The 20,354-nt window shown below is 65.2% G+C and carries 16 protein-coding genes; 9 read left to right on the forward strand and 7 right to left on the reverse strand.

From position 1 onward, the window contains the following. Positions 1-41 precede the first annotated feature (41 nt). The 5 genes from AX672_RS07560 (at position 42) to AX672_RS07580 (ending at position 5,780) form a co-directional block, all read left to right on the forward strand. The gene (locus AX672_RS07560) at positions 42-293 is read left to right on the forward strand and encodes an ATP synthase F1 subunit epsilon (RefSeq protein WP_066650487.1); all 252 of its coding nucleotides are present in this window, start codon (positions 42-44) and stop codon (positions 291-293) included. Between the two features lie 103 nt (positions 294-396). Beyond that, the gene (locus tag AX672_RS07565) at positions 397-1,920 is read left to right on the forward strand and encodes a CpaF family protein (RefSeq protein WP_066650488.1); all 1,524 of its coding nucleotides are present in this window, start codon (positions 397-399) and stop codon (positions 1,918-1,920) included. A 206-nt stretch (positions 1,921-2,126) separates the two neighbouring features. Further along, positions 2,127-3,302 carry an aspartyl protease family protein gene (locus tag AX672_RS07570; protein ID WP_066650490.1) on the forward strand — a complete coding sequence of 392 codons (1,176 nt, stop codon included), beginning with the start codon at positions 2,127-2,129 and terminating at the stop codon, positions 3,300-3,302. A 133-nt stretch (positions 3,303-3,435) separates the two neighbouring features. Then, positions 3,436-4,902: an ArnT family glycosyltransferase gene (locus tag AX672_RS07575; RefSeq protein ID WP_231731204.1), complete on the forward strand. Its 1,467-nt coding sequence runs from the start codon at positions 3,436-3,438 to the stop codon at positions 4,900-4,902. Positions 4,903-4,976: 74 nt separating this feature from the next. Next, positions 4,977-5,780: a class I SAM-dependent methyltransferase gene (locus tag AX672_RS07580; RefSeq protein WP_066650492.1), complete on the forward strand. Its 804-nt coding sequence runs from the start codon at positions 4,977-4,979 to the stop codon at positions 5,778-5,780. 148 nt (positions 5,781-5,928) lie between these two features. Here the strand turns inward: AX672_RS07580 and phaR are convergent, their stop codons facing one another. Further along, positions 5,929-6,465 carry a polyhydroxyalkanoate synthesis repressor PhaR gene (phaR, locus tag AX672_RS07585; protein WP_066650494.1) on the reverse strand — a complete coding sequence of 179 codons (537 nt, stop codon included), beginning with the start codon at positions 6,463-6,465 and terminating at the stop codon, positions 5,929-5,931. Positions 6,466-6,581: 116 nt separating this feature from the next. Between phaR and AX672_RS07590 the strand changes: the two genes are divergently transcribed. The 3 genes from AX672_RS07590 to AX672_RS07600 all read left to right on the forward strand — a co-directional run bounded on the left by AX672_RS07590 (position 6,582) and on the right by AX672_RS07600 (position 12,353). After that, positions 6,582-7,550 carry an alpha/beta fold hydrolase gene (locus tag AX672_RS07590; protein ID WP_066650496.1) on the forward strand — a complete coding sequence of 323 codons (969 nt, stop codon included), beginning with the start codon at positions 6,582-6,584 and terminating at the stop codon, positions 7,548-7,550. 38 nt (positions 7,551-7,588) lie between these two features. Continuing rightward, complete coding sequence (locus AX672_RS07595) at positions 7,589-8,761, forward strand: acetyl-CoA C-acetyltransferase (protein WP_066650497.1); 1,173 nt, start codon at positions 7,589-7,591, stop codon at positions 8,759-8,761. A 475-nt stretch (positions 8,762-9,236) separates the two neighbouring features. Continuing rightward, a complete protein-coding gene (locus AX672_RS07600; RefSeq protein WP_202189272.1) occupies positions 9,237-12,353 on the forward strand; it encodes a TonB-dependent receptor domain-containing protein in 3,117 nt (1,038 codons plus the stop codon). A gap of 79 nt (positions 12,354-12,432) precedes the next feature. Here AX672_RS07600 and AX672_RS07605 read toward each other — a convergent pair whose 3' ends face one another. The 6 genes from AX672_RS07605 to AX672_RS07630 all read right to left on the reverse strand — a co-directional run bounded on the left by AX672_RS07605 (position 12,433) and on the right by AX672_RS07630 (position 19,215). Continuing rightward, positions 12,433-13,464, reverse strand: a complete 1,032-nt coding sequence (locus AX672_RS07605; RefSeq protein ID WP_066650501.1) for an alanine racemase — start codon at positions 13,462-13,464, stop codon at positions 12,433-12,435. Between the two features lie 33 nt (positions 13,465-13,497). Further along, on the reverse strand, positions 13,498-15,111 hold the full coding sequence (locus AX672_RS07610; protein WP_066650503.1) for an MFS transporter: 1,614 nt from the start codon (positions 15,109-15,111) through the stop codon (positions 13,498-13,500). A 58-nt stretch (positions 15,112-15,169) separates the two neighbouring features. Continuing rightward, positions 15,170-16,060: a 3-hydroxyisobutyrate dehydrogenase gene (gene mmsB / locus AX672_RS07615; RefSeq protein WP_066650504.1), complete on the reverse strand. Its 891-nt coding sequence runs from the start codon at positions 16,058-16,060 to the stop codon at positions 15,170-15,172. Positions 16,061-16,107: 47 nt separating this feature from the next. Further along, a complete protein-coding gene (locus tag AX672_RS07620) occupies positions 16,108-16,884 on the reverse strand; it encodes an enoyl-CoA hydratase (protein ID WP_066650507.1) in 777 nt (258 codons plus the stop codon). 81 nt (positions 16,885-16,965) lie between these two features. After that, the gene (locus AX672_RS07625) at positions 16,966-18,006 is read right to left on the reverse strand and encodes an enoyl-CoA hydratase/isomerase family protein (RefSeq protein WP_066650508.1); all 1,041 of its coding nucleotides are present in this window, start codon (positions 18,004-18,006) and stop codon (positions 16,966-16,968) included. A gap of 48 nt (positions 18,007-18,054) precedes the next feature. Next, on the reverse strand, positions 18,055-19,215 hold the full coding sequence (locus tag AX672_RS07630) for an acyl-CoA dehydrogenase family protein (protein WP_066650512.1): 1,161 nt from the start codon (positions 19,213-19,215) through the stop codon (positions 18,055-18,057). A gap of 145 nt (positions 19,216-19,360) precedes the next feature. Here AX672_RS07630 and AX672_RS07635 point away from each other — a divergent pair, with 145 nt between their 5' ends. Further along, entirely contained in the window at positions 19,361-20,164 is an 804-nt protein-coding gene (locus tag AX672_RS07635; RefSeq protein ID WP_202189273.1) for a sterol desaturase family protein, read from the forward strand. The last annotated feature ends 190 nt before the right edge of the window (positions 20,165-20,354 follow it).

Consider the following 20,354-nt stretch of genomic DNA (forward strand, 5'->3'; position numbering starts at 1 on the left):
ACCCCCGGCCCCTCCCGCAAGCGGGAGGGGAGGAAAGAAACATGCTGCACTTCGAACTCGTCACACCCGAAAAGCTCGTCCGCTCGGAGGACGTGTATATGGTCACCGTCCCCGGCACCGAGGGCGATTTCGGCGTACTTCAAGGCCATGCCCCCTTCATGTCGACGGTGCGCGACGGCGCGCTGCAGATCTACAAGACCGACAAGGCCGAACCCGAGCTACTCACGATCAAGGGCGGCTTTGCCGAGGTCAATGCCCGCGGGCTGACGATCCTGGCCGAACAGATCGGCTGAACCACCCACCCGCGCAGGGCCGGAGAGCGGCCCGCCTGTGGTTAGGAAATTATAAAAGCTTCCCGCGCTATCCCTGTCCCACGACTATGAGGGTGGTTTGGGCATGAGCGCATTCGGGCGACGCAGCGGCGCAGGCAACGGGGCGGCACCGCCGCGTCCGGCATTCGGCGTTGCCAAGCCGATGCAGGGCAGCGGTCCCGCGCGCCCGGACACCGAAGGTGGCGAACAATTCCCGCCGCTGCCGAGCATGATGCCCGAAATCGGCATCGATGCGACCACGCCCGACAGCACGCTCGACGCGATGGCGCGGCTCGCCGAACGCCAGGCCGCCTCGGGCGAGGCCGGCCAGTCGAAGATGGAAGGCTTCGAAACCTCGATCCATAAGATCAAGGAACAGGTCCTTCCCCGCCTGCTCGAACGCGTCGACCCTGAAGCTGCCGCGACGCTCAACAAGGACGAGCTGGCCGAGGAATTCCGCCCGATCATCGGCGAAGTGCTTGCCGAGCTGAAGCTGACGCTCAACCGCCGCGAGCAGTTCGCGCTGGAAAAGGTGCTGGTCGACGAGCTGCTCGGGCTCGGGCCGCTCGAAGAGCTGCTTAGCGATCCGACCATCTCGGACATCATGGTCAATGGCCCCGACCAGACCTACATCGAACAAAAGGGCAAGCTGCAACTCGCCAACATCCAGTTTCGCGACGAGGAACATCTGTTCCAGATCGCGCAGCGGATCTGTAACTCGGTCGGCCGCCGCGTCGACCAGACCACACCGCTTGCCGACGCCCGCCTGAAGGACGGCAGCCGCGTCAACGTGATCGTGCCGCCGCTGTCGCTTCGCGGCACCGCGATCTCGATCCGTAAGTTCTCGGCCAAGCCGATCACGCTCGACATGATGGCGGGCTTCGGGTCGATGTCGACCAAGATGGCGACCGCGCTGAAGATCGCCGGTGCCTGCCGCTTCAACATCGTCATCTCGGGCGGTACCGGCTCGGGTAAGACGACGATGCTCAACGCACTGTCGAAGATGATCGATCCCGGCGAACGCGTGATCACGATCGAAGACGCGGCCGAACTCCGGCTGCAGCAGCCGCACTGGCTGCCGCTGGAAACGCGCCCGGCGAACCTTGAAGGTCAGGGCGAAATCACCATTCGCGATCTGGTCAAGAACTCGCTGCGTATGCGCCCCGACCGCGTGATCCTGGGCGAAATTCGCGGATCGGAGTGTTTCGATTTGCTCGCCGCCATGAACACCGGCCACGACGGATCGATGTGTACGCTCCACGCCAACAGCCCGCGCGAATGCCTGGGCCGTATGGAAAACATGGTGATGATGGGCGACATCAAGATGCCCAAGGAAGCGATCAGCCGCCAGATCGCCGACTCGGTCGACCTGATCGTGCAGGTCAAGCGACTGCGCGACGGTTCGCGCCGCGTCACCAACATCACCGAAGTGATCGGCATGGAAGGCCCGGTGATCGTGACGCAGGAACTGTTCAAGTTCGAATATCTGGACGAGTCCGCCGACGGCAAGATCATCGGCGAATATCGCGCGATGGGTCTGCGCCCCTATACGCTGGAAAAGGCGCGGCAGTTCGGCTTCGACCAGGCCTATCTCGAGGCGTGCTTGTAAAGGCTGTTCGCGTCGCGCCCTATTCCCCGTTGGTCCCGAGCATCGCCGGAGGACCGGCCACAAGCGATCCGCCTTTGGCCCGTGTCTCGACTTCGCTCGACACGAACGGTGGGGGTCAAGAGCAGCCCCCCTTCCCGCCCCGGCACGCTAACCGGGACCGGTAAGCATTTCTTTACCCTGCCCAACACGGTATCGCTGTGCGGGCGATGCGCGCGATTCTGCTTGCCCTTGCCCTGATCTTCGCCCCCGGCGCCGCGCTGATGCCGGGCACCGGCATTGCGACGCTGGCCGACGATGCCGAGGCGCGCTGGGTGCCGTTCGACATTACCCCCGGCAACCAGATCCGCTTCACCGCGCAGGTGAACGGCGTCCCCGCCTCCGCCGTGCTCGACACCGGCGTGACCGCGTCGGTCGCCTCGCCGCGCTTTGCCGCACTCGCCAAGCTGAAGATTCAGGCGCGCGGCATGGCGCGGGCGATCGGCGGGCAAGTGCCATTCGGCTGGGCGACGACGCGCAGCCTCGCTTTCGGTGCGCTCGACCGGCGCGGCGGCGGCATTACCGTTGCGGCGCTGCCCGCCAATGCGATCGGCGAGGCGCAGGGTCCCGATCTGCTCGTCGGGCAGGATCTGCTCGCGGCCTATGCGCTCGAGATCGATTATGTCGGGCGGCGCTTCCGGCTGCTGCCGTCAGGGCGGCTGCCGTTTCGCGGTGAGGTGGCGCCGCTGCGTGTCGCGCCCGAAGTGCAGGTCTATGTGACCGAACTCACGCTCGGCGGGCGGCGGCTGCGGCCGATCGTGGTCGACACCGGTGACGGCAGCGCAGTCACGCTGTCGCAACCCGCCTGGGCGGCCAGCAAGCCCGCAGCGCTGCCGACCACCAGCACGATCGCTTATGGTCTGGGCGGTGCGCAGGTCAGCAGCCTCGCGATCGTGCCGCAAATCGCGATCGGCCAGGTCGATGCGCGCGAGGTCGAGCTGCGCGTCGAACCTGCAGGCGGTTTTTCGCAGATGATCGGCGCGGCGGGGCGGATCGGATCGGGGCTGCTCGAACGCTATCATGTGCTGCTCGATCCCGGTGCCGGGCGGATGGTGCTGAGCCCCAGCCCTGCCGCCGATGTGCCACCGCTGCGCTCGACGAGCGGTCTGCTGACCCGCGCCGAAGGCAACCGGCTGCGCGTGCTGCATGTCATGCGTAGCAGCCCCGCCGAGGCGAGTGGTTGGCGCACGGGCGAGCTGATCTGCGCGATCGACGGCGTGGCGATCGGCGCCGACGATGCCGACAAGCGGCATGCCGGCTGGTCGGTCGGGCAGCCGGGGCGCGTAGTGACGTTCGGCCTGTGCAGCGGCGCGACGCGGCAGCTGACGCTCCAGCGCTTTTACTAAAGACAAGAGTTGATTTGCCGGGACTTGCCTTCAACACGTTCGCCCTGAGCTTGTCGAAGGGCTGCCCTGCTTCTGCGGTGACGTCGGACAAGAAGGACAGTGCTTCGACAAGCTCAGCACGAACGGATCAAGGGTGATTGCACCAAGGCATATTTCAGCCGCGCTGCTGCTGGTGCTGGTGCTTGCCGCACTTGCGCTGCGCTGCTGGGATTTTGGCAATCCGGTGATCCATGTCGACGAGCAATATTATCTGCTCGTCGGCGACCGGATGCTGCACGGCGCGCTGCCCTATATCGATGTCTGGGATCGCAAGCCGATCGGGCTGTTCCTGATCTTCGCGGCGATCCGTCTGCTGCCCGGCGACGGCATTCTTGCCTATCAGCTCGTCGCGACGGGCTTTGCCGCGGCAACGGCGTGGTGCGTGTGGCGCGCCGCGCGGATGATCGGCGCGGCGCCGCTGGGCGCTTTCGCGGCGGGGTGCGCCTATCTGGTCTGGGTGTCGCTGCTCGGCGGGCGCGGCGGGCAATCGCCGGTGTTCTACAATCTGCTGATGGCAGCAGCGATGCTGCTGGTGCTGCGCTTGCCGCATCTGGCTGATCGACGCGCGGTTGCGGGAATCATCGCCAGCGGCATGGCCGCGTGCCTGCTCGCGGGGCTGGCGATCCAGATCAAATATACCCCAGTGTTCGAAGGCGCGTTTTTCGGTCTCGCGCACCTCTGGTATCTCCGCCGCGCCGGAGCGCCGCCGGGACTGATCGCGGCAGCCGCGTTGCTGTGGATGGCGTGCGGCGCCGCGCCGAGCCTGTTGGCGATCGGATTCTATCAGGGGCTGGGCCAGCGCGCCTTCGATGCCTTCTGGTTCGCCAATGTCACGTCGATCTTCCTGCGGCCCGGCTATCCGATCGACCAGCTGCTGATGCGGCTGCTCGGCATTTTTGCGCAGCTCGGCGTTCTGATCGTGGCCGGCGCCCTTGGCTGGCGAGCCCGTGCGACCGGTCCGCACGCGCGCGAGACATGGCTGGCGACGCTCTGGGCGGCGGCAGCGCTTGCGGGCTTTGCGGCGATCGGGACGTTCTTCGATCATTACGCACTGCCGCTGGTGGCGCCGATCGCGCTGCTCGCCGCGCCGACGCTGGCGCGCGGTTGGCGCGTCGCAGCGGGCGCGCTCGGCATCGGCCTTGCCATCCTGATCGTGCGCGGCGCGATCCGGCCCAATGACGCGCCCGGGGCGCGTGCCGTCGCGCGGCTGGTCGCGCTCAACAGCCGGGGCGCGTGCCCCTATGTCTTCATCGGCGATACCATAACTTATCGGCTGGCAAACGCCTGCCTGCCGACCGCCTATGCCTTCCCCAATCTGCTGGCCTACACCACCGAGCAGGGCGCGACCGGCATCGACGAAGCCGCCGAGGTGCGCCGCATCTTGCGCGCCCGCCCGCCGGTGATCCTTGCCTCGACGCGCCGCCTCGCGATCTGGAACAGCGCCAGCGTCGCCGAACTGCGCCCTGTGCTGGCGCGCGACTACAGCGTCGTGTTTTCCACGCCGCGCGAAAACTACCGCACGCTCGTTTATCTGCGCCGCGATCTGCCGTTGCGCCGCTAAGGCCAAAGCCCCGCTTGCATCGCCCGCCGGGCAGGGCCAAAACACCTGCAAAATCGAATCCTTAGGAGATCCCAATGCGCCGGTATCTGATCGCTCCGCTCGCCATCGTCGCCGCCGCGGGCGCCACCGCGCTGGTTGCAGCGACGCCGCAACCTTCCCCCGCCCTGCGCGCCGCGATTGCGGCCCCCACTCGCACGCCCGCCAATGTGCTGCGCGACAAATATCGCCACCCGGCCGAGACCCTCGCCTTTTTCGGCGTCAAGCCGACCGACAATGTCGTCGAAATCTGGCCGGCGGGCGGCTGGTACACTGAAATTCTCGCACCCTATCTCGCCAAGGGCAGCTACACCGCCGCCGCCCCCAGCGAACGCGCGCGGGCCGGGGTGCAGAAGCTGATGGCCGCCAATCCGGGCGTTTATGGCAAGGTCAAGTTCGCGACCTTCCCCAGCGCCGACGCTCCCGATCGGGTGCCGAACGGGAGCGCCGACGTGGTGCTGACGTTCCGCAACGTCCATAACTGGAGCTTCGGCGCGACCGACCAGACCCAGGCCGCGTTCGACCAGATGTTCGCGATGCTCAAGCCCGGCGGCACGCTCGGCGTGGTCGAGCACCATCTGCCCGAGGACGCCAAGGGCATCACCGAAGCCAAGAGCGGCTATATGAAGCGGTCGTCGGTGATCGCCTATGCGACCAAGGCGGGGTTCAAGCTGGCCGGCGAAAGCGCGGTCAACGCCAATCCCAAGGATACGCATGACTATCCCAAGGGCGTGTGGACGCTACCGCCGAACTACGCCGAAGCCGACAAGGATCGCGCGCGCTATGCCGCGATCGGCGAAAGCGACCGGATGACGCTGAAGTTCGTCAAGCCGAAGCGGTAAGTCCAGCGGCGCGTTTCAACCATTGCCATTCCCGCGCAGGCGGGAATCCATAGGCACAAGCGATGCGATCAGCCGAAAGGCCCGCCCGATATGGATCCCCGCCTGCGCGGGGATGACGAACTTCGCACTGATTGAAGCCACACCCGGCTCACTCGCCGAGCTTTTCGACCTTTTCGTGCAGCTTGGCGAGTTCGGCCTTCAGCGCGGCGATTTCCTCGTCCTTGCTGGCGGGGGCGCCGGGCACGGGGGGCTTGAACGCTGCGGTCGCCGCTTCGAACATTTCCATGTTGCGCTTGGCGATTTCGGCGAAGGGCGAATGCGCGAACGCACCTTCGACCGCCGATTTGAACTGCGCCTGGTTGCGGCGGAAGCCCTCCATTGAGGCTTCGAGATAGCCCGGCACCATCGCCTGCATCGAATCGCCGTACATCGAGATCAGCTGGCGCAGGAAATTGACCGGCAGCATCGTCTGCCCGCGCGATTCCTCTTCCATGATGATCTGCGTGAGCACGTTATGCGTGATGTCGTCGTCGGTTTTCGCGTCGACGACCTTGAAGTCGCGACCCTCGCGCGTCATCGCCGCGAGATGTTCGAGCGTAATGTAGGACGACGTCTCGGTGTTGTAGAGGCGGCGATTCGCATATTTCTTGATAATGACGACACCGTCGGCGGACGCTTTTTTCATGGGGGAGGCCCTCGCACGTGAATGACGCGGCTGTATCATCATTTCGTGCGGCGCCGCAACACGGGCCCCGGCCACTACCCTTGTTTCTCCAAATCTTGGCGCGTGAGACACGGGGAATGGACGATCGCCGCAGTGCAGCACTCGCCGGGCTCGCCGCTTATCAGAGCGCCGATCGCGGCCCGCCGCGGGCGACGCCGCCGGTCCGCTACCAACACGGGCGGGCTTCGTTGATCGATTATGGCGGTGACGGGCCGCCAGTGATCTTCGTGCCATCGCTGATCAACCCGCCGTTCATTTTCGACCTGGCGTCCGATCGCTCGCTGTTGCGCTGGCTGGCGGCGCAGGGGCATCATGTCTTGCTGCTCGACTGGGGCACGCCGACACCTGAAGAGCACGCCGCCGACATCAGCGCGCATGTCACCGACCTGCTGCTGCCGCTTGCCGCCAAGCTCGGCGCGCCGCCGGTACTGATCGGCTATTGCCTGGGCGGCACGATAGCGACGGCGGCGGCTTCGCTGATGCCGGTGCTCGGGTTCGCTGCCATCGCCTCGCCCTGGCACTTCACTGGCTTCGGCGAGCGGGCGCGCGCCCGGATCGCCGCGCTGTGGGAAGCGGTCGAACCGGGTTGCCGCCAGATGGGGCTGGTGCCGATGGAAGTGCTGCAAAGCGCCTTCTGGTCGCTCGACCCGGCGCGGACCATTGCCAAGTTCGAACGCTTTGCTGAGCTGCCCCCAGACAGCGCGGCGGCGAGAAACTTCGTCGCGCTTGAGGATTGGGCGAATGGCGGCGCCCCGCTCAGCTATGCGGCAGGCGCGCAGATGTTCGACTTTTTCGCACGCGACCTGCCCGGCACCGGCGGTTGGCAGATCGGCGGGCGGACCATCGACCCGCACGCGCTCAACTGCCCGACAATCGAGTTCGTCTCGATGACCGACCGGATCGTGCCCAGCGCGAGTGCTGCCGGCTTTGGTGCCCGCCACGATCTGCAGAGCGGCCATGTCGGCATGGTGGTCGGCAGCGCCGCACCCGAGCTGCTATGGACCCCGCTTGCCGACTGGATCGCAGGCGTCACCAGGTCTAGATAGGCCACAGAACATAACCCCGCCCGCAGGAGACTCTTTCCATGACCGACATCGTTATTACCGCTGCCAAGCGCACCCCCGTCGGCAGCTTCAATGGCGCGTTCGCGACCACCCCGGCGCATGAGCTTGGCCGCGTCGCGATCGAGGCGGCGATGGCGCAGGCGGGCATCACCGGCGCCGATGTGTCGGAAGTGATCCTGGGCCAGGTGCTGAGCGCCGGCCAGGGCCAGAACCCGGCCCGCCAAGCGTCGATGGCGGCGGGCGTGCCCAAGGAAATCCCAGCTTACGGCGTCAATCAGGTCTGCGGTTCGGGCCTGCGCGCCGTCGCGCTTGCCTATCAGTCGATCGTCAGCGGCGATGCGACGATCGTGGTTGCCGGCGGGCAGGAGTCGATGAGCCTTGCCCCGCATGCCCAGTTCCTGCGCGGCGGCACGAAGATGGGCGACCTCAGCCTGGTCGACACGATGATCAAGGACGGGCTGATGGACGTGTTCAACGGCTATCACATGGGCATCACTGCCGAAAACCTTGCCGAGCAATATCAGGTAACGCGCGCCGAGCAGGACGAATTCGCGGTCGCATCGCAGAACAAGGCCTCGGCCGCGCGCGCCGAGGGGCGCTTCAAGGACGAAATCGCCCCGGTTACCGTCAAGAGCCGCAAGGGCGACACAATCGTCGATGCCGACGAATATATCCGTGACGGCGTGACGATCGACGGCGTGTCGGGCCTGCGCCCTGCCTTCAAGAAGGATGGCACGGTGACGGCGGCGAATGCGAGCGGCATCAACGACGGCGCCGCCGCGCTCGTCATCACCTCGCGCGAGGAAGCCGAGAAGCGCGGCATGCCCGTGCTCGCGCGGATCGCGAGCTGGGCATCGGCGGGGGTCGATCCCTCGATCATGGGCATCGGCCCGGTCCCGGCGGTCAAGCGCGCGCTGGAGAAGGCAGGCTGGTCGATCGGCGACCTCGACCTGATCGAATCGAACGAAGCCTTTGCCGCCCAGGCGATGTCGGTGAACAAGGAACTCGGCTGGGATACGAGCAAGATCAACGTCAACGGCGGCGCGATCGCGATCGGCCACCCGATCGGCGCGTCGGGCGCTCGACTGTTGACCACGCTGCTGTACGAAATGGCGCGGCGCGATGCGAAGAAGGGTCTGGCGACGCTGTGCGTCGGCGGCGGCATGGGCATCGCGGTCTGCGTCGAGCGTTGACGATCCGCCGATGACGGCGAATCGGGCGGGCGCGGTCGGAGACCGCCCGCGCGCCGCCCGAACCCGTCCGGTGATGGATGCAGCGACGGTGCATACGAATGCAGCGATGAACGGGCATTCGCTTGGACCGTTCCGGTTGCGCAACCAACGCGCCATATTGGCTAATCGCAACCTTCTGATTCACATCTCGGCAGGGTCGCAACGAACTGTCATGTTGTCGTAATTTTATTATTCATCGATGTAACAATTCGTTCGCGTCATATTCCTGTAACACGCCATCCAGCGCAACTTTATGACTCGAATCAGGCCATTTGCGACCGTGGCAATCGTGCAACAGCCTGTATGGAAACTTAACGAAAAGGTTGGAAATCTCCCGCCCGCGCCTTGCATCGCGGGCGCAATGTCGATTTGATGACAGGTCTTAGGGCATTTCAGCTCGCAACTGGGGCAAAAATTAATGAAGATGAGGGAGCTTTTGAGCGCGACTGCGCTTGCAGGTGTTCTGGTCAGCCTTCCGGTCGCCGCGTCGGCACAGACGACGCCGACGCCTGCGCCGACTCCGGCCGCAACGGAAAAGGAAGAAGAACCCACCGTTACCGTCACCGGTTCGCGCATCGGCCGCGCCGCGCTCGATTCGCCGGCGCCGATCACGTCGGTGACCGCGGAGAATCTGTTCGATCGCGGCCAGATCAACGTCGGCGACGCGCTGAACGACCTGCCGCAGCTGCGTTCGACCTTCAGCCAGGCGAACTCGACGCGCTTCATCGGCACCTCGGGCCTCAGCATCCTTGACCTTCGCGGCCTCGGCACCGCCCGCACGCTGGTGCTGGTCGATGGCCGTCGCCATGTGACCTCGATCCCGGGCAGCTACTCGGTCGATACCAACACGATCCCGCCCGAACTGCTCGAGCGCGTCGACGTGGTGACCGGCGGTAACTCGGCCGTCTACGGTTCGGACGCTATCGCGGGCGTCGTCAACTTCGTGCTGAAGAAGAATTTCGACGGTCTGCGCATCTCGGGTCAGGGCGGCACTTCCTACCTCGGCGATCGCGGTTCCTATTATGGCGCAATCACCTATGGCCGCAATTTCGCTGAAGGCCGCGGCAACATCGCGGTGTCGGCCGAATATTCGCGGCTCAATCCGCTGTACTTCGTCGATCGTCCCGGGCTCACCGGCGCGTTCGATGGCCGTTCGCAGTTCAACCTTGCCGAAAACACCGCAGGCGAGCCGGCGGCAGGTAACGGCGTTGCCGACAACCAGTTCTTCACCAACGTCCGCAACGGCACGATCTTCGACGGCGGCGGTCTCGACGCGATCTGCGACGCAGCGAACCTTACCAACCTTGCCCGCTGCCGCGGCTCGTCGGCGACCAACCTAGCCAACCGTGCCCAGCGCTATGCGTTCACGGCCGACGGTCGACTGGTGCTCAGCAATCCGTCGCTCGACTTCCGCGACATCACCAATGGTGGCAGCACCAACACGGTCGGCGGTCTCGGTTCGACACTGCGCAATACCGGTCAGCTGAACCCGCTGAACGAGCGTTGGTCGGTCAACGTGCTGGCGCACTATGACTTTTCGGACCTCTTCAAGACCTTCTTCGAAGGCAAGTACGTCCAGTACAACGTCAACCAGGAAGGCCAGCCAAGCTTCTCGTCCGGCTTTGGTGCGCTGACCAACAATATCAGCTGCAGCAACGCGTTCCTGACGCCGCAAGCGCTCGCGACGCTGCAGAGCATCGGTCGCTGCGCCAACCCGGCAACGGGCACGTTCCCAATCAACCGTTTCAACGTCGACTTCGGTGGTCGCGGCGAATTGCAGCAGCGCGAGCTGTACCGCTTCGTCGGTGGCATCAAGGGTGACTTCAACGGCACGTGGCACTACGAACTGGCGGTTAACTATGGCCGTTATTCGAGCTTCCTGCGGTCGTTGAACAACCTGATCGTTGCCGATCGCAATGGCAACCCGGACGGCATTGTGCTTGCACAGAATGCCGTGCTGGCCCCTGCCAACTTCACCGGCACCAACTTTGCCACCAACTCGCTCGGCCAGCGGGTGATCTGCGCCGTCAACGCGACCACCAACGTCCGTCCTGACTGTATTCCGATCAACCAGTTCGGTTTCGGTGCACCGTCGCAGGCGGCCCTGAACTTCGTCAACACGACGGCCACCCGCACGCAGCTTGCAGAAGAGTTCAACGTCACGCTGAACATCAGCGGCGACACGAGCAAGTTCTTCAACCTGCCCGGCGGCCCGGTCCGGTTCAACGTCGGCGCGGAGTATCGCAAGGAAACCGCGTTCGCGCAGTGGGATCCGCTCACCAAGTCGGGTGGCACCTTCCTGAACGCGATTGCCGACTTCGCTCCGCCGGCGCTGACGACGGTCGAAGGCTATGGCGAAATCGAACTGCCGATCCTGAAGAACGTCCCGTTCTTCGAGGAACTGACGGTGACGGGCGCCGGTCGTTATTCGAGCTACAACACCCGCACGGGTGGCGTGTGGTCGTATAACGCGGGTCTCGTCTGGGCGCCGATCCGTGACTTCCGCGTCCGCGGCAGCTACGCCGTCGCCGTCCGCGCACCGACGCAGAGCGACCTGTTCCTGGCACCGACCCAGAACTTCGCTTTCGTGGCCGATCCGTGCGACCTGCTCAACATCAACAACGGTACGGCAAACCGTCTCGCCAACTGCGTCGCGGCACGCGTACCTGGCGTTACCGCGACAGGCAGCACGTTCGTCAACACGCCGTTCCGCACGCAGAGCCAGGGCTTCTTCAACGCGGGCAACCCGAACCTCCTCGCCGAAGAAGGCAAGAGCTTCACGGTTGGCTTCGTTGCCGAACCCCGCTTCGCGCGCGGCCTGTCGCTGACGATCGACTACTACAACATCGAAGTCACGAACCTGATCGCGGCGCTCGGTCTGCAGACGATCCTCAACCAGTGCTATGACCTCGGCTCGCTGAACAACCAGTTCTGCCAGCTGCTCACCGCACGCGATCCCAACACGGGCTTCTTCAACAATGCGAACGTCGGCACCTCGGGCGGCGTCAACTTCGCGAAGCAGCGCACCTCGGGTATCGACGTCGAGCTGCAGTACCGCAAGCGTTGGGATAGCGGTGCGGCCCTGCAGCTGGGTGCCCTTGTCACCTATCTGTTCGAACGCACCAACTTCACCAGCCCAACCGATCCGCGTTTCGGCACGGCGCAGCTGGGTAACGTCGGCGATCCTCGGTTCGAAGGCCAGATCACTGCCAACTACCGGACGGCATCGGGCTTCGCAGTCCGCTACCAGATGCAGTACATCGGCGTTCAGTCGATCTCGGCCTATGAAAACCAGCACAGCTTCCAGGGCCGCCCGCCCCAGAACGCAGACGTGCTGCCAGTCGTGAACTATCCGGATGTGACCTATCACAGCTTCCGGATCTCGCAGGCGGTCAACAAGAAGTTCGAGTTCTACTTCGGTGTCGACAACGCGTTCAACCAGCTCCCGCCGCTCGGCGCGCTGGGCACGGGCGCTGGCGACGCGATCTTCCAGAACTTCGGCCGTTACTTCTACAGCGGCTTCAAGATCACGCTGGGCTCGAACGGCAAGTAAGCGCCGATCCAGCCAAAAAAATTGGGCCGCTCCTTCCGGGGAGCGGCCCTTTTTTTGCGCCTCGGTGAAGAAAAGGCGATCAGCGCCACATTCTGTTGAAGCGCCTGCCCAACCCGGTGAGCAATTCATATTGCGACATGCCCGAGCGCGCGGCCGCGACCGGCAGATCATAATCGAGCGCGACCCAGTCGCCCTCGCCGAGCGTCGCCGCCGCGCTGATGTCGACCGCAATCAAGTCCATCGACACGCGGCCGATCACCGGCAGCACCGCATCGCCTGCGTGCGCTGTCCCGGTGCCTGAAAAGCCCCGCCAATAACCGTCGGCATAACCGATATTGAGGATCGCGACGGGTAAGTCGCGCGGCGCCGTGAATGTCGCGTTATAGCCGATGCGGTCGCCCGCGCGCAGCAATCGCCGCTGCAGGATCTGCGCCTCCGGCACTGCCACTTGCCGGATCCGCCCGGCGAATTCACCACGCGGCACGCCGCCATAGAGCGCCAGCCCCGGGCGCGTAAGATCAAACGCATAATCGGCGCCGAGCGCGATGCCGGCCGAATTGGCAAGGCTCAGTCGGCGCGCCGTCACGCGGCCCGTGATGCCCATGAATGCCGATCGTTGGGCAGCATTCATCGCGACATCCTCGTCGGCGCAGGCGAGGTGGCTCATCAGCGTTTCGATCGCGAGCCCGTCGAGCAGCCCGCTGCGGATGTCCTCGGTCGAGACGCCGAGCCGGTTCATGCCAGTGTCGACCATCACGTCGCACAGGCCTCCGCCCGCCTCGCGCCAGCGCGCAACCTGGGTGGCGCTGTTCAGCACCGGCCGCACCCCGACAAGCGCCTTGGCGACATCCATATCCTCGGCGCGGACGCCGTGAAGCACCGACACCGGCACGCCGAGCGGCGCGAGCGCGGCAGCCTCGGCCCAGGTAGCGACGAAGAAATCGCGGCACCCCGCCGCTGCCAGTCGCGTCACCACTTCGGTTGCGCCCAGCCCATAGCCGTCGGCCTTGACCGCCGCGCCACAGGCCGCGCGGCCGCTCATCGCCGCGAGCGTCTGCCAATTGTAGGTCAGAGCGGCGGCGTCGAGGCGCAGGCGAAGCGGGCTGGTCATGCCGCAGCGCCTACCGCGCACGTGCCGCTGATGCTAGCGGCGATGCCCGGCCCGTTTGCCGCCGGGCAGCATCACCACCGTCACCACCAGCGCCATCAGCACCACGCCGAGCGTATACCACAGCCCGCCATAGGGATTGCCAGTGCGCGCGACGATATATTGGCTGATGAACGGCAGGAAACCGCCGAAATAGCCGGTGCCGATGTGATAGGGGATCGACATCGAACTATAGCGGATGCGCGGCGGGAACAACTCGCTGAGCAAGGCTGCGACCGGACCATAGGTCATGCCGGCCAACCCCGTAAGCAGGATGATGCAAAGCAGGATCAGTACGATATTGCCCGGCGACGGCACCACCTTGCCAAGGTTATAGCCGCTCGCGATCAGTGCCGCTTCGAGCGCTTCGGGCGTGTCGCCGTGCACCGCCTGACCGCCGATGCTGACGGCGGTCGCCGGTGCGGCCGTCGTCGTATAGGCGACGCCCTTTTTCGACAGCAGATCGAGCAGCTTGGCGCAGCTATCGACCTGTTTCTGCGCGAACGGGCTGTATTGGCAATGCGGCCCGGCGACGACCACCGGCATGTCGCGCGCGGCGCGGGCCAGGCCGGGATTGGCGGCAGCGCCGATCACCCAGAACAGCGGGAACAGCGTGACCAAGGTCAGCGCATAACCGACGACGATCGGCAGTTTGCGCCCGATCCGGTCGGACAGCCAGCCGAACAGCACGAACCAGCCAAGGCCCGCCGCTGCACCGACCCCGACGATCAGCTGCGCCGCGGTATCGTCGACGCGCATCGGCCCTTGCAGGAAAGCGAGGACAGTGAACATCGACGTGTACCAGATCACCGTCAGCCCGGCGGCGATCCCGAACAGCGCGACGAAAAGCCGCGACAGATTGCCGGGATAGGTAAAGCTTTCGATGAAGGGATTGCGCGCGGTCTCGCCGCTCGCCTTCATCGCCTTGAACACCGGGCTTTCGGACAGTTTGAAGCGCATCCACAGCGATACGATCAGCAACACGATGCTGAAGATGAAGGGCAGTCGCCAGCCCCAGTCCTGCCAAATCGCGTCCGGCATCGATGCCTTGGCGACCAGCACGACGATCAGCGACAGGATGAAGCCGCCCGCGACGCTGGCCTGGATGAAGCTGGTGTAGAAGCCGCTTTTGCCGGCGGGCGCGTGTTCGGCGACATAGATCGCCGCGCCGCCATATTCGCCGCCAAGCGCGAGCCCCTGCAGGATGCGCAGCAGCAGGATGATTGCGGGTGCCGCCAGCCCGATCGCCTCCGCCGAAGGCACGAAGCCGACCCCGGCGGTGGCAACGCCCATCAGCGTGATCGTGACGAGAAACGTGTATTTGCGCCCCAGCCGGTCGCCGAGATAGCCGAACACCACCGCGCCGAGCGGCCGGAAGCCGAAGCCGACCGCAAAGCCCGCCCAGGCAAGCAGCGTCTGCACCACTTCATTGCCCGCCGGAAAAAAGGTCCGGCCAATGATGCCGCTCGCCGCCAGCGTGCCGTAGATGAAGAAATCATACCATTCGAAGATGGTGCCGAGCGACGACGCAGTGATGATCAGACGCACGTCATGCGCGCTGGGCTCCGCGCCTGCCGCATCGATATCGTCGTTCGCCGCCGTCGTTGCCATCCCCGTCTCCCCTTTTGCCGCCACGATTAACGGCTTTGAAGGCTGGGGCAAGGGTGGCCTAGGCGGCAGGCGGTGCGCTCAGCATCTTGATGATCGCCGAGAAATCGAGCCCGCCCTGTCCGGCATCGGCAAAGGCCTGATAAAGCGCGGCGGCGCGCTCGCCCATCGGCGTCTGCGCGCCGGTGTCGGCAGCGGCTTGCGCGGCGAGCTTCAGGTCCTTGAGCATCAGCGCGACCGCAAAGCCGCCCTGATAGTCGCGGTCGGCGGGCGTCTCGGGGCCGACACCGGGAACCGGGCAATAGCTCGTCATCGACCAGCTCTGGCCCGACGAGACGCTGGCGATGTCATAGAATTTCTGCGCCTCCAGCCCCAGCCTGTCGGCGAGCAGGAAAGCTTCGCAAGTGGCGACCATCGTCGCACCGAGCAGCATGTTGTTGCAGATTTTCGCCGCCTGCCCCGCGCCGTTCGCCCCGGCATGGATCACTGCCTTTCCCATATTGTCGAGAATGGCCTTGGCGCGGGCATAAGCTTCGTCGCTGCCGCCGACCATGAAGGTCAGCGTGCCCGCATTGGCGGCGGCAATCCCGCCCGAAACCGGCGCATCGACCGCGACCAGACCCTTGGCGGCAGCGGCTTCGGCAACGCGCTTGGCGGTCGCGACGTCGATCGTCGAGCAATCGATCAGCAGGGTGCCGGGCGTCGCCGCGCCGAACAGCGCGTCCTCGTAAGTGGCCTCGACATGCGCGCCCGCAGGCAGCATCGTCACGATCGCCTCGGCGCCTTCGGCAGCGGCAGCGGCGCTTTCCATCGGCAGGCATCCCGCCGCCTTGGCCTTGTCGAGCGCATCGGCGGACAGGTCGAACGCGCGCACGTCATGCCCCGCCTTGGCGAGGTTCGCCGCCATCCCCCCGCCCATATTGCCGAGCCCGATGAATGCGATGCGTGCCATTTAGTCTCTCCAGTTATTCCTCGCCCCAAAGGGGAGAGGATTGGGGGTCACCGCCCCGTCCAGTTCCCCGGCCGCTTTTCGACGAACGCGGCCATGCCTTCCTTCTGGTCCTCGGTGCCGAACAGGCCGTGGAACAGGCGGCGTTCGAACAGGATCCCCTGCGCGAGGCCCGTCTCGAAGGCGGCGTTGACCATTTCTTTGTTGGCGATGGTCGCGAGCGGCGGCATCGCGGCAATCGCAGCGGCGGTCTTGAGTGCTTCGGCGACCAGATCGGCGGCAGGCACGACGCGCGCGACGAGCCCCGATCGCTCGGCTTCGGCAGCATCCATCATCCGCCCGGTCAGGCACATTTCCATTGCCTTGGCCTTGCCGATCGCGCGCGTCAGCCGCTGCGATCCGCCCATGCCTGGCGACACGCCGAGCTTGATCTCGGGCTGGCCGAATTTGGCATTGTCGCCCGCGATGATGAAATCGGCCATCATCGCGACTTCGCAGCCGCCGCCGAGCGCATAGCCCGCGACCGCCGCGATCCACGGCTTGCGGGTTGCCGTCACCTTTTCCCAGCCCGCGAAGAAGTTCGACCCGTACATGTCGGCAAAGCCCTGCGCCGACATTTCCTTGATGTCCGCACCCGCCGCGAACGCCTTTTCGCTGCCGGTGAGGACGAGGCAGCGCTGGCCGGGATCGGCATCATAGGCCGCGAACGCTGCGATCAGATCGGCAAGCACCTCGCTGTTGAGCGCATTGAGCGCCTGCGGGCGGTTGAGCGTCACCAGCGTCACGGCATCGTGGTGGTCGACGAGGATGGTCTGATAGTCGGTCATGAAGTCATTCCCGCGAAGGCGGGAATCCATCGCTCCCGCAGTGGTTATGGATCCCCGCCTTCGCGGGGATGACGAAGAAAGTCAGTTCGGCGTCCACCCTTCGCCCTCGGGCATCGGCGCGAAGATCGCATCGAGCATCGCGTCGCTCACCCCCTCGGGCGTCGCCGGGTCCCAGACCGGCGCATTGTCCTTGTCGACGATCAGCGCTCGTACGCCTTCGATGAAGTCATGGGTGTGGACCATGCGCGCGCCGATCGCATATTCCTGGGCCATCTCGGTCGCGAAGTCGGGCATTGCCGCGCCTTCGCGGAGCTGGCGGAAAGCGACCGCCATCGACAGCGGCGATTTGGTGCGCAGGGTCGCGGCCTGCTTGCTGGCCCAGCCGGACCCGTCGGCATCGAGCGTGGCGATGATCGCAGCGACGCTCTCTCCGCCGAACAGCCGCTCGATATGCGTGCGCTCCTCGACGATCCGCGCGACCGGGGCGCCAGTGCCGTGCGACTTCAGCGTTTCGAACAGATCGTAGCTGTCGTGCAGCGCCTCGATCGCGCCCGGCATCGCCTCCGATGCGAGGTAATGGGTCGCGAGCCCGAGCGCGAGGCACTCCGCCCCGTCGAGCCGCGCGCCGGTGAGCGCCAAATACATGCCGACATGGCCCGACAATCGCGGCAGATACCAACCGCCGCCGACATCGGGGAACAGCCCGATCCCGGTTTCGGGCATCGCGAACCGGGTGTTTTCGGTCGCGACGCGGTAGCGGCACGGGAGCGCAATGCCGACGCCGCCGCCCATCGTGATCCCGTCCATGATCGCGACCGTCGGCTTGGCGTAGGTGAACAGCGCGTGGTTCATGCGATATTCGGCGTGGAAAAACGCGCGCGCCTCGCTGCCATCGCCCTGCCCGCTTTCGGCGAGCATGCGGATGTCGCCACCCGCGCAGAAGCCGCGTCCTTCCGCATGGTCGAACACCACCGCAGCAATGTCGTCATCGCCCGCGAATTCGGCGAGCGCGTCGAGGATGGCAACGCACATCGCGTGGTTGAGCGCGTGGATCGCCTTAGGCCGGTTAAGCCGGATGCGGCCTAGACGGCCCTCTTTGTCGATGATGACGTCGGTGGTCATAGTCCCTCTCATCCCTCCCCCCTGCAAGCAGGGGCGAGGGAAGCAATCTCACTGCCGCGTCAGCTCGCGCCCGACGATCATCCGCATCACCTGATTGGTGCCCTCCAGGATCGAATGCACGCGCAGATCGCGCCAGAAGCGTTCGATCGGATAGTCCATCAAATAGCCATAGCCGCCATGCAGTTGCAGCGCGCGGTCGACCACGGCCGAGCCGGTATCGGTCGCCAGCCGCTTGGCCATCGCGGCAAAGCGTGTCTTGTCGGGCGCGTTGGCCGTCACCTTGGCAGCCGCCATGTAGAGCAGCGCGCGCGCCGCCTCGAGCTCGGTCGCCATGTCGGCGAGCATGAACTGCGTGTTCTGGAAATCGCTGACCGCGGTGCCGAACTGCTTGCGATCCTTGGTGTAATTGATCGCTTCGTCCAGACAGCGCTGCGCTCCGCCGAGCGAGCAGGCGCCGATGTTCAGCCGCCCGCCGTCCAGCCCCATCATCGCGATGCGAAACCCTTCGCCCTCGCCGCCGACGCGGTTCTCGACCGGCACGCGCACCCCGTCGAGGATCACTTGCCGGGTCGGCTGTGAATGCCAGCCGAGCTTGCGCTCGTTCGCGCCGAACGACACGCCGGGCATGTCTTTTTCGATGACGAGGCACGAAATGCCCTTCGGCCCGTCCTCGCCGGTGCGGACCATCGTGACATAGACGTCATTCTCGCCCGCGCCGCTGATGAACTGCTTGGTGCCGGTGACGACATAATGATCGCCGTCCAGCACCGCCTTGGTCTTCAGCGCGGCGGCGTCGGAGCCCGAGCCCGGCTCGGTCAGGCAATAGCTGGCGATGCGGTCCATCGTGACCAGCGACGGCAGGTACTTGTCCTTCACCACCTGGCTGCCGAAGCGGTCGATCATCCACGCCGCCATGTTGTGGATGGAGATGAACGCGCTGGTCGACGGACAGCCATAGGCCATCGCTTCCATGATCAGTGCTGCTTCGAGCCGGCCGAGATTGATGCCGCCCGACTCCTCCGACACATAGATTGCGGCAAAGCCGAGTTCGGCGGCCGCCTTGATCGTATCGCGCGGGAAGATGTGCTTTTCGTCCCATTCGGCGGCGTGCGGCGTGATCCGGTCAGCGGTGAACTTGCGCGCAAGCTCCTGAATCTCCCGCTGATCGTCGGTGAGGTCGAACTGGGGTGCAAGATCGAACTGAGTCATGTCGGCAGGCTGTAACGCGGTGCGCGGGCGATTCCCATAGGGCTTATGGGCCGCACCCTGCCCCCGACGCCGTCCGGCTTGCGGCAAGCTATTGTCCAGTCCAGTGTCATAAGGCGATTCGCGCGCATCGATGAAGGAACGGCAAGTGATCGACTTTGTGATTCTGATCGGCGAACGATTGTTGCGCAGCTTCCAGATCGAATTCACGCGCTACATCATCGGCGCGGCGGGCATTGCGATCCTTTATTGGCTGATCCGCCATGCGATCGCCCATCGCCGCATTCAGGACCGCGTCGCGACCCGCGCTGATCGGCTGCGCGAATTCCGCCAATCGGTGGAAACGATCGCGGTTTTCTCGGTCGTCAACCTGCTGACCTTCGCGATGTTTCGCGCCGGGTGGATCCCGGTCAACCGCGGCGCGCCCGATCTGGCGATCCTGATTCCGCAGATCATCGCGATGGTGCTGCTGCACGACACATGGTTCTACTGGATGCATCGCACGCTGCACCTGAAGGCGCTGTTCCGCCGGGGGCATGCCGCGCACCATCTGAGCCGCACGCCGACCAGCTGGGCCGCCTATAGCTTCGCGCCGATCGAAGCGGTGTTCGAAAGCATCTACATCCCGGTGATGTTCATGGCGATCAGCTGGATCGCGCCGATCCAGCCGTGGTCGGTGTTCATCTTCCTCGGCCACCAGATCGCGCGCAACGTGTTCGGCCATTCGGGGTTCGAGCTTGCCTGGCCCGGCTTCACCCGATCGCGACTGACGGGGTGGCTGACGACGACGACGCATCACGACCTGCACCATGTCGAGGGGCGCTATAATTTCGGGCTCTATTTCACTTGGTGGGACCGGATGATGGGGACCGAGCATCCGCGCTATCACGAGCGGTTTGAGGCGGTGGTCGGGCGGCGCGAAGTGGCGACGGGCGGGGTGGAGTTGGCCTGACGTCCCTCCCGTCGTCCCGGCCTTACCCATCCGCAGGCGAGCCGATAGAGGCTTGAGCGTTTCGCGCGGTTGCTCGGTAGGCCCCGGCACAAGGCCGGGGTGACGATGGGGTTAGGGCGGCTTCCGCCTCAGTTGCTGCCTCTTATTGCGTACAGAACGACCCTTAAAATCCGCCGTCGCCCCGTGCTTG

This window comes from Sphingomonas sp. CCH10-B3 (assembly GCF_001556185.1).
Classification (GTDB): Bacteria; Pseudomonadota; Alphaproteobacteria; order Sphingomonadales; family Sphingomonadaceae; genus Sphingomonas; species Sphingomonas aquatica.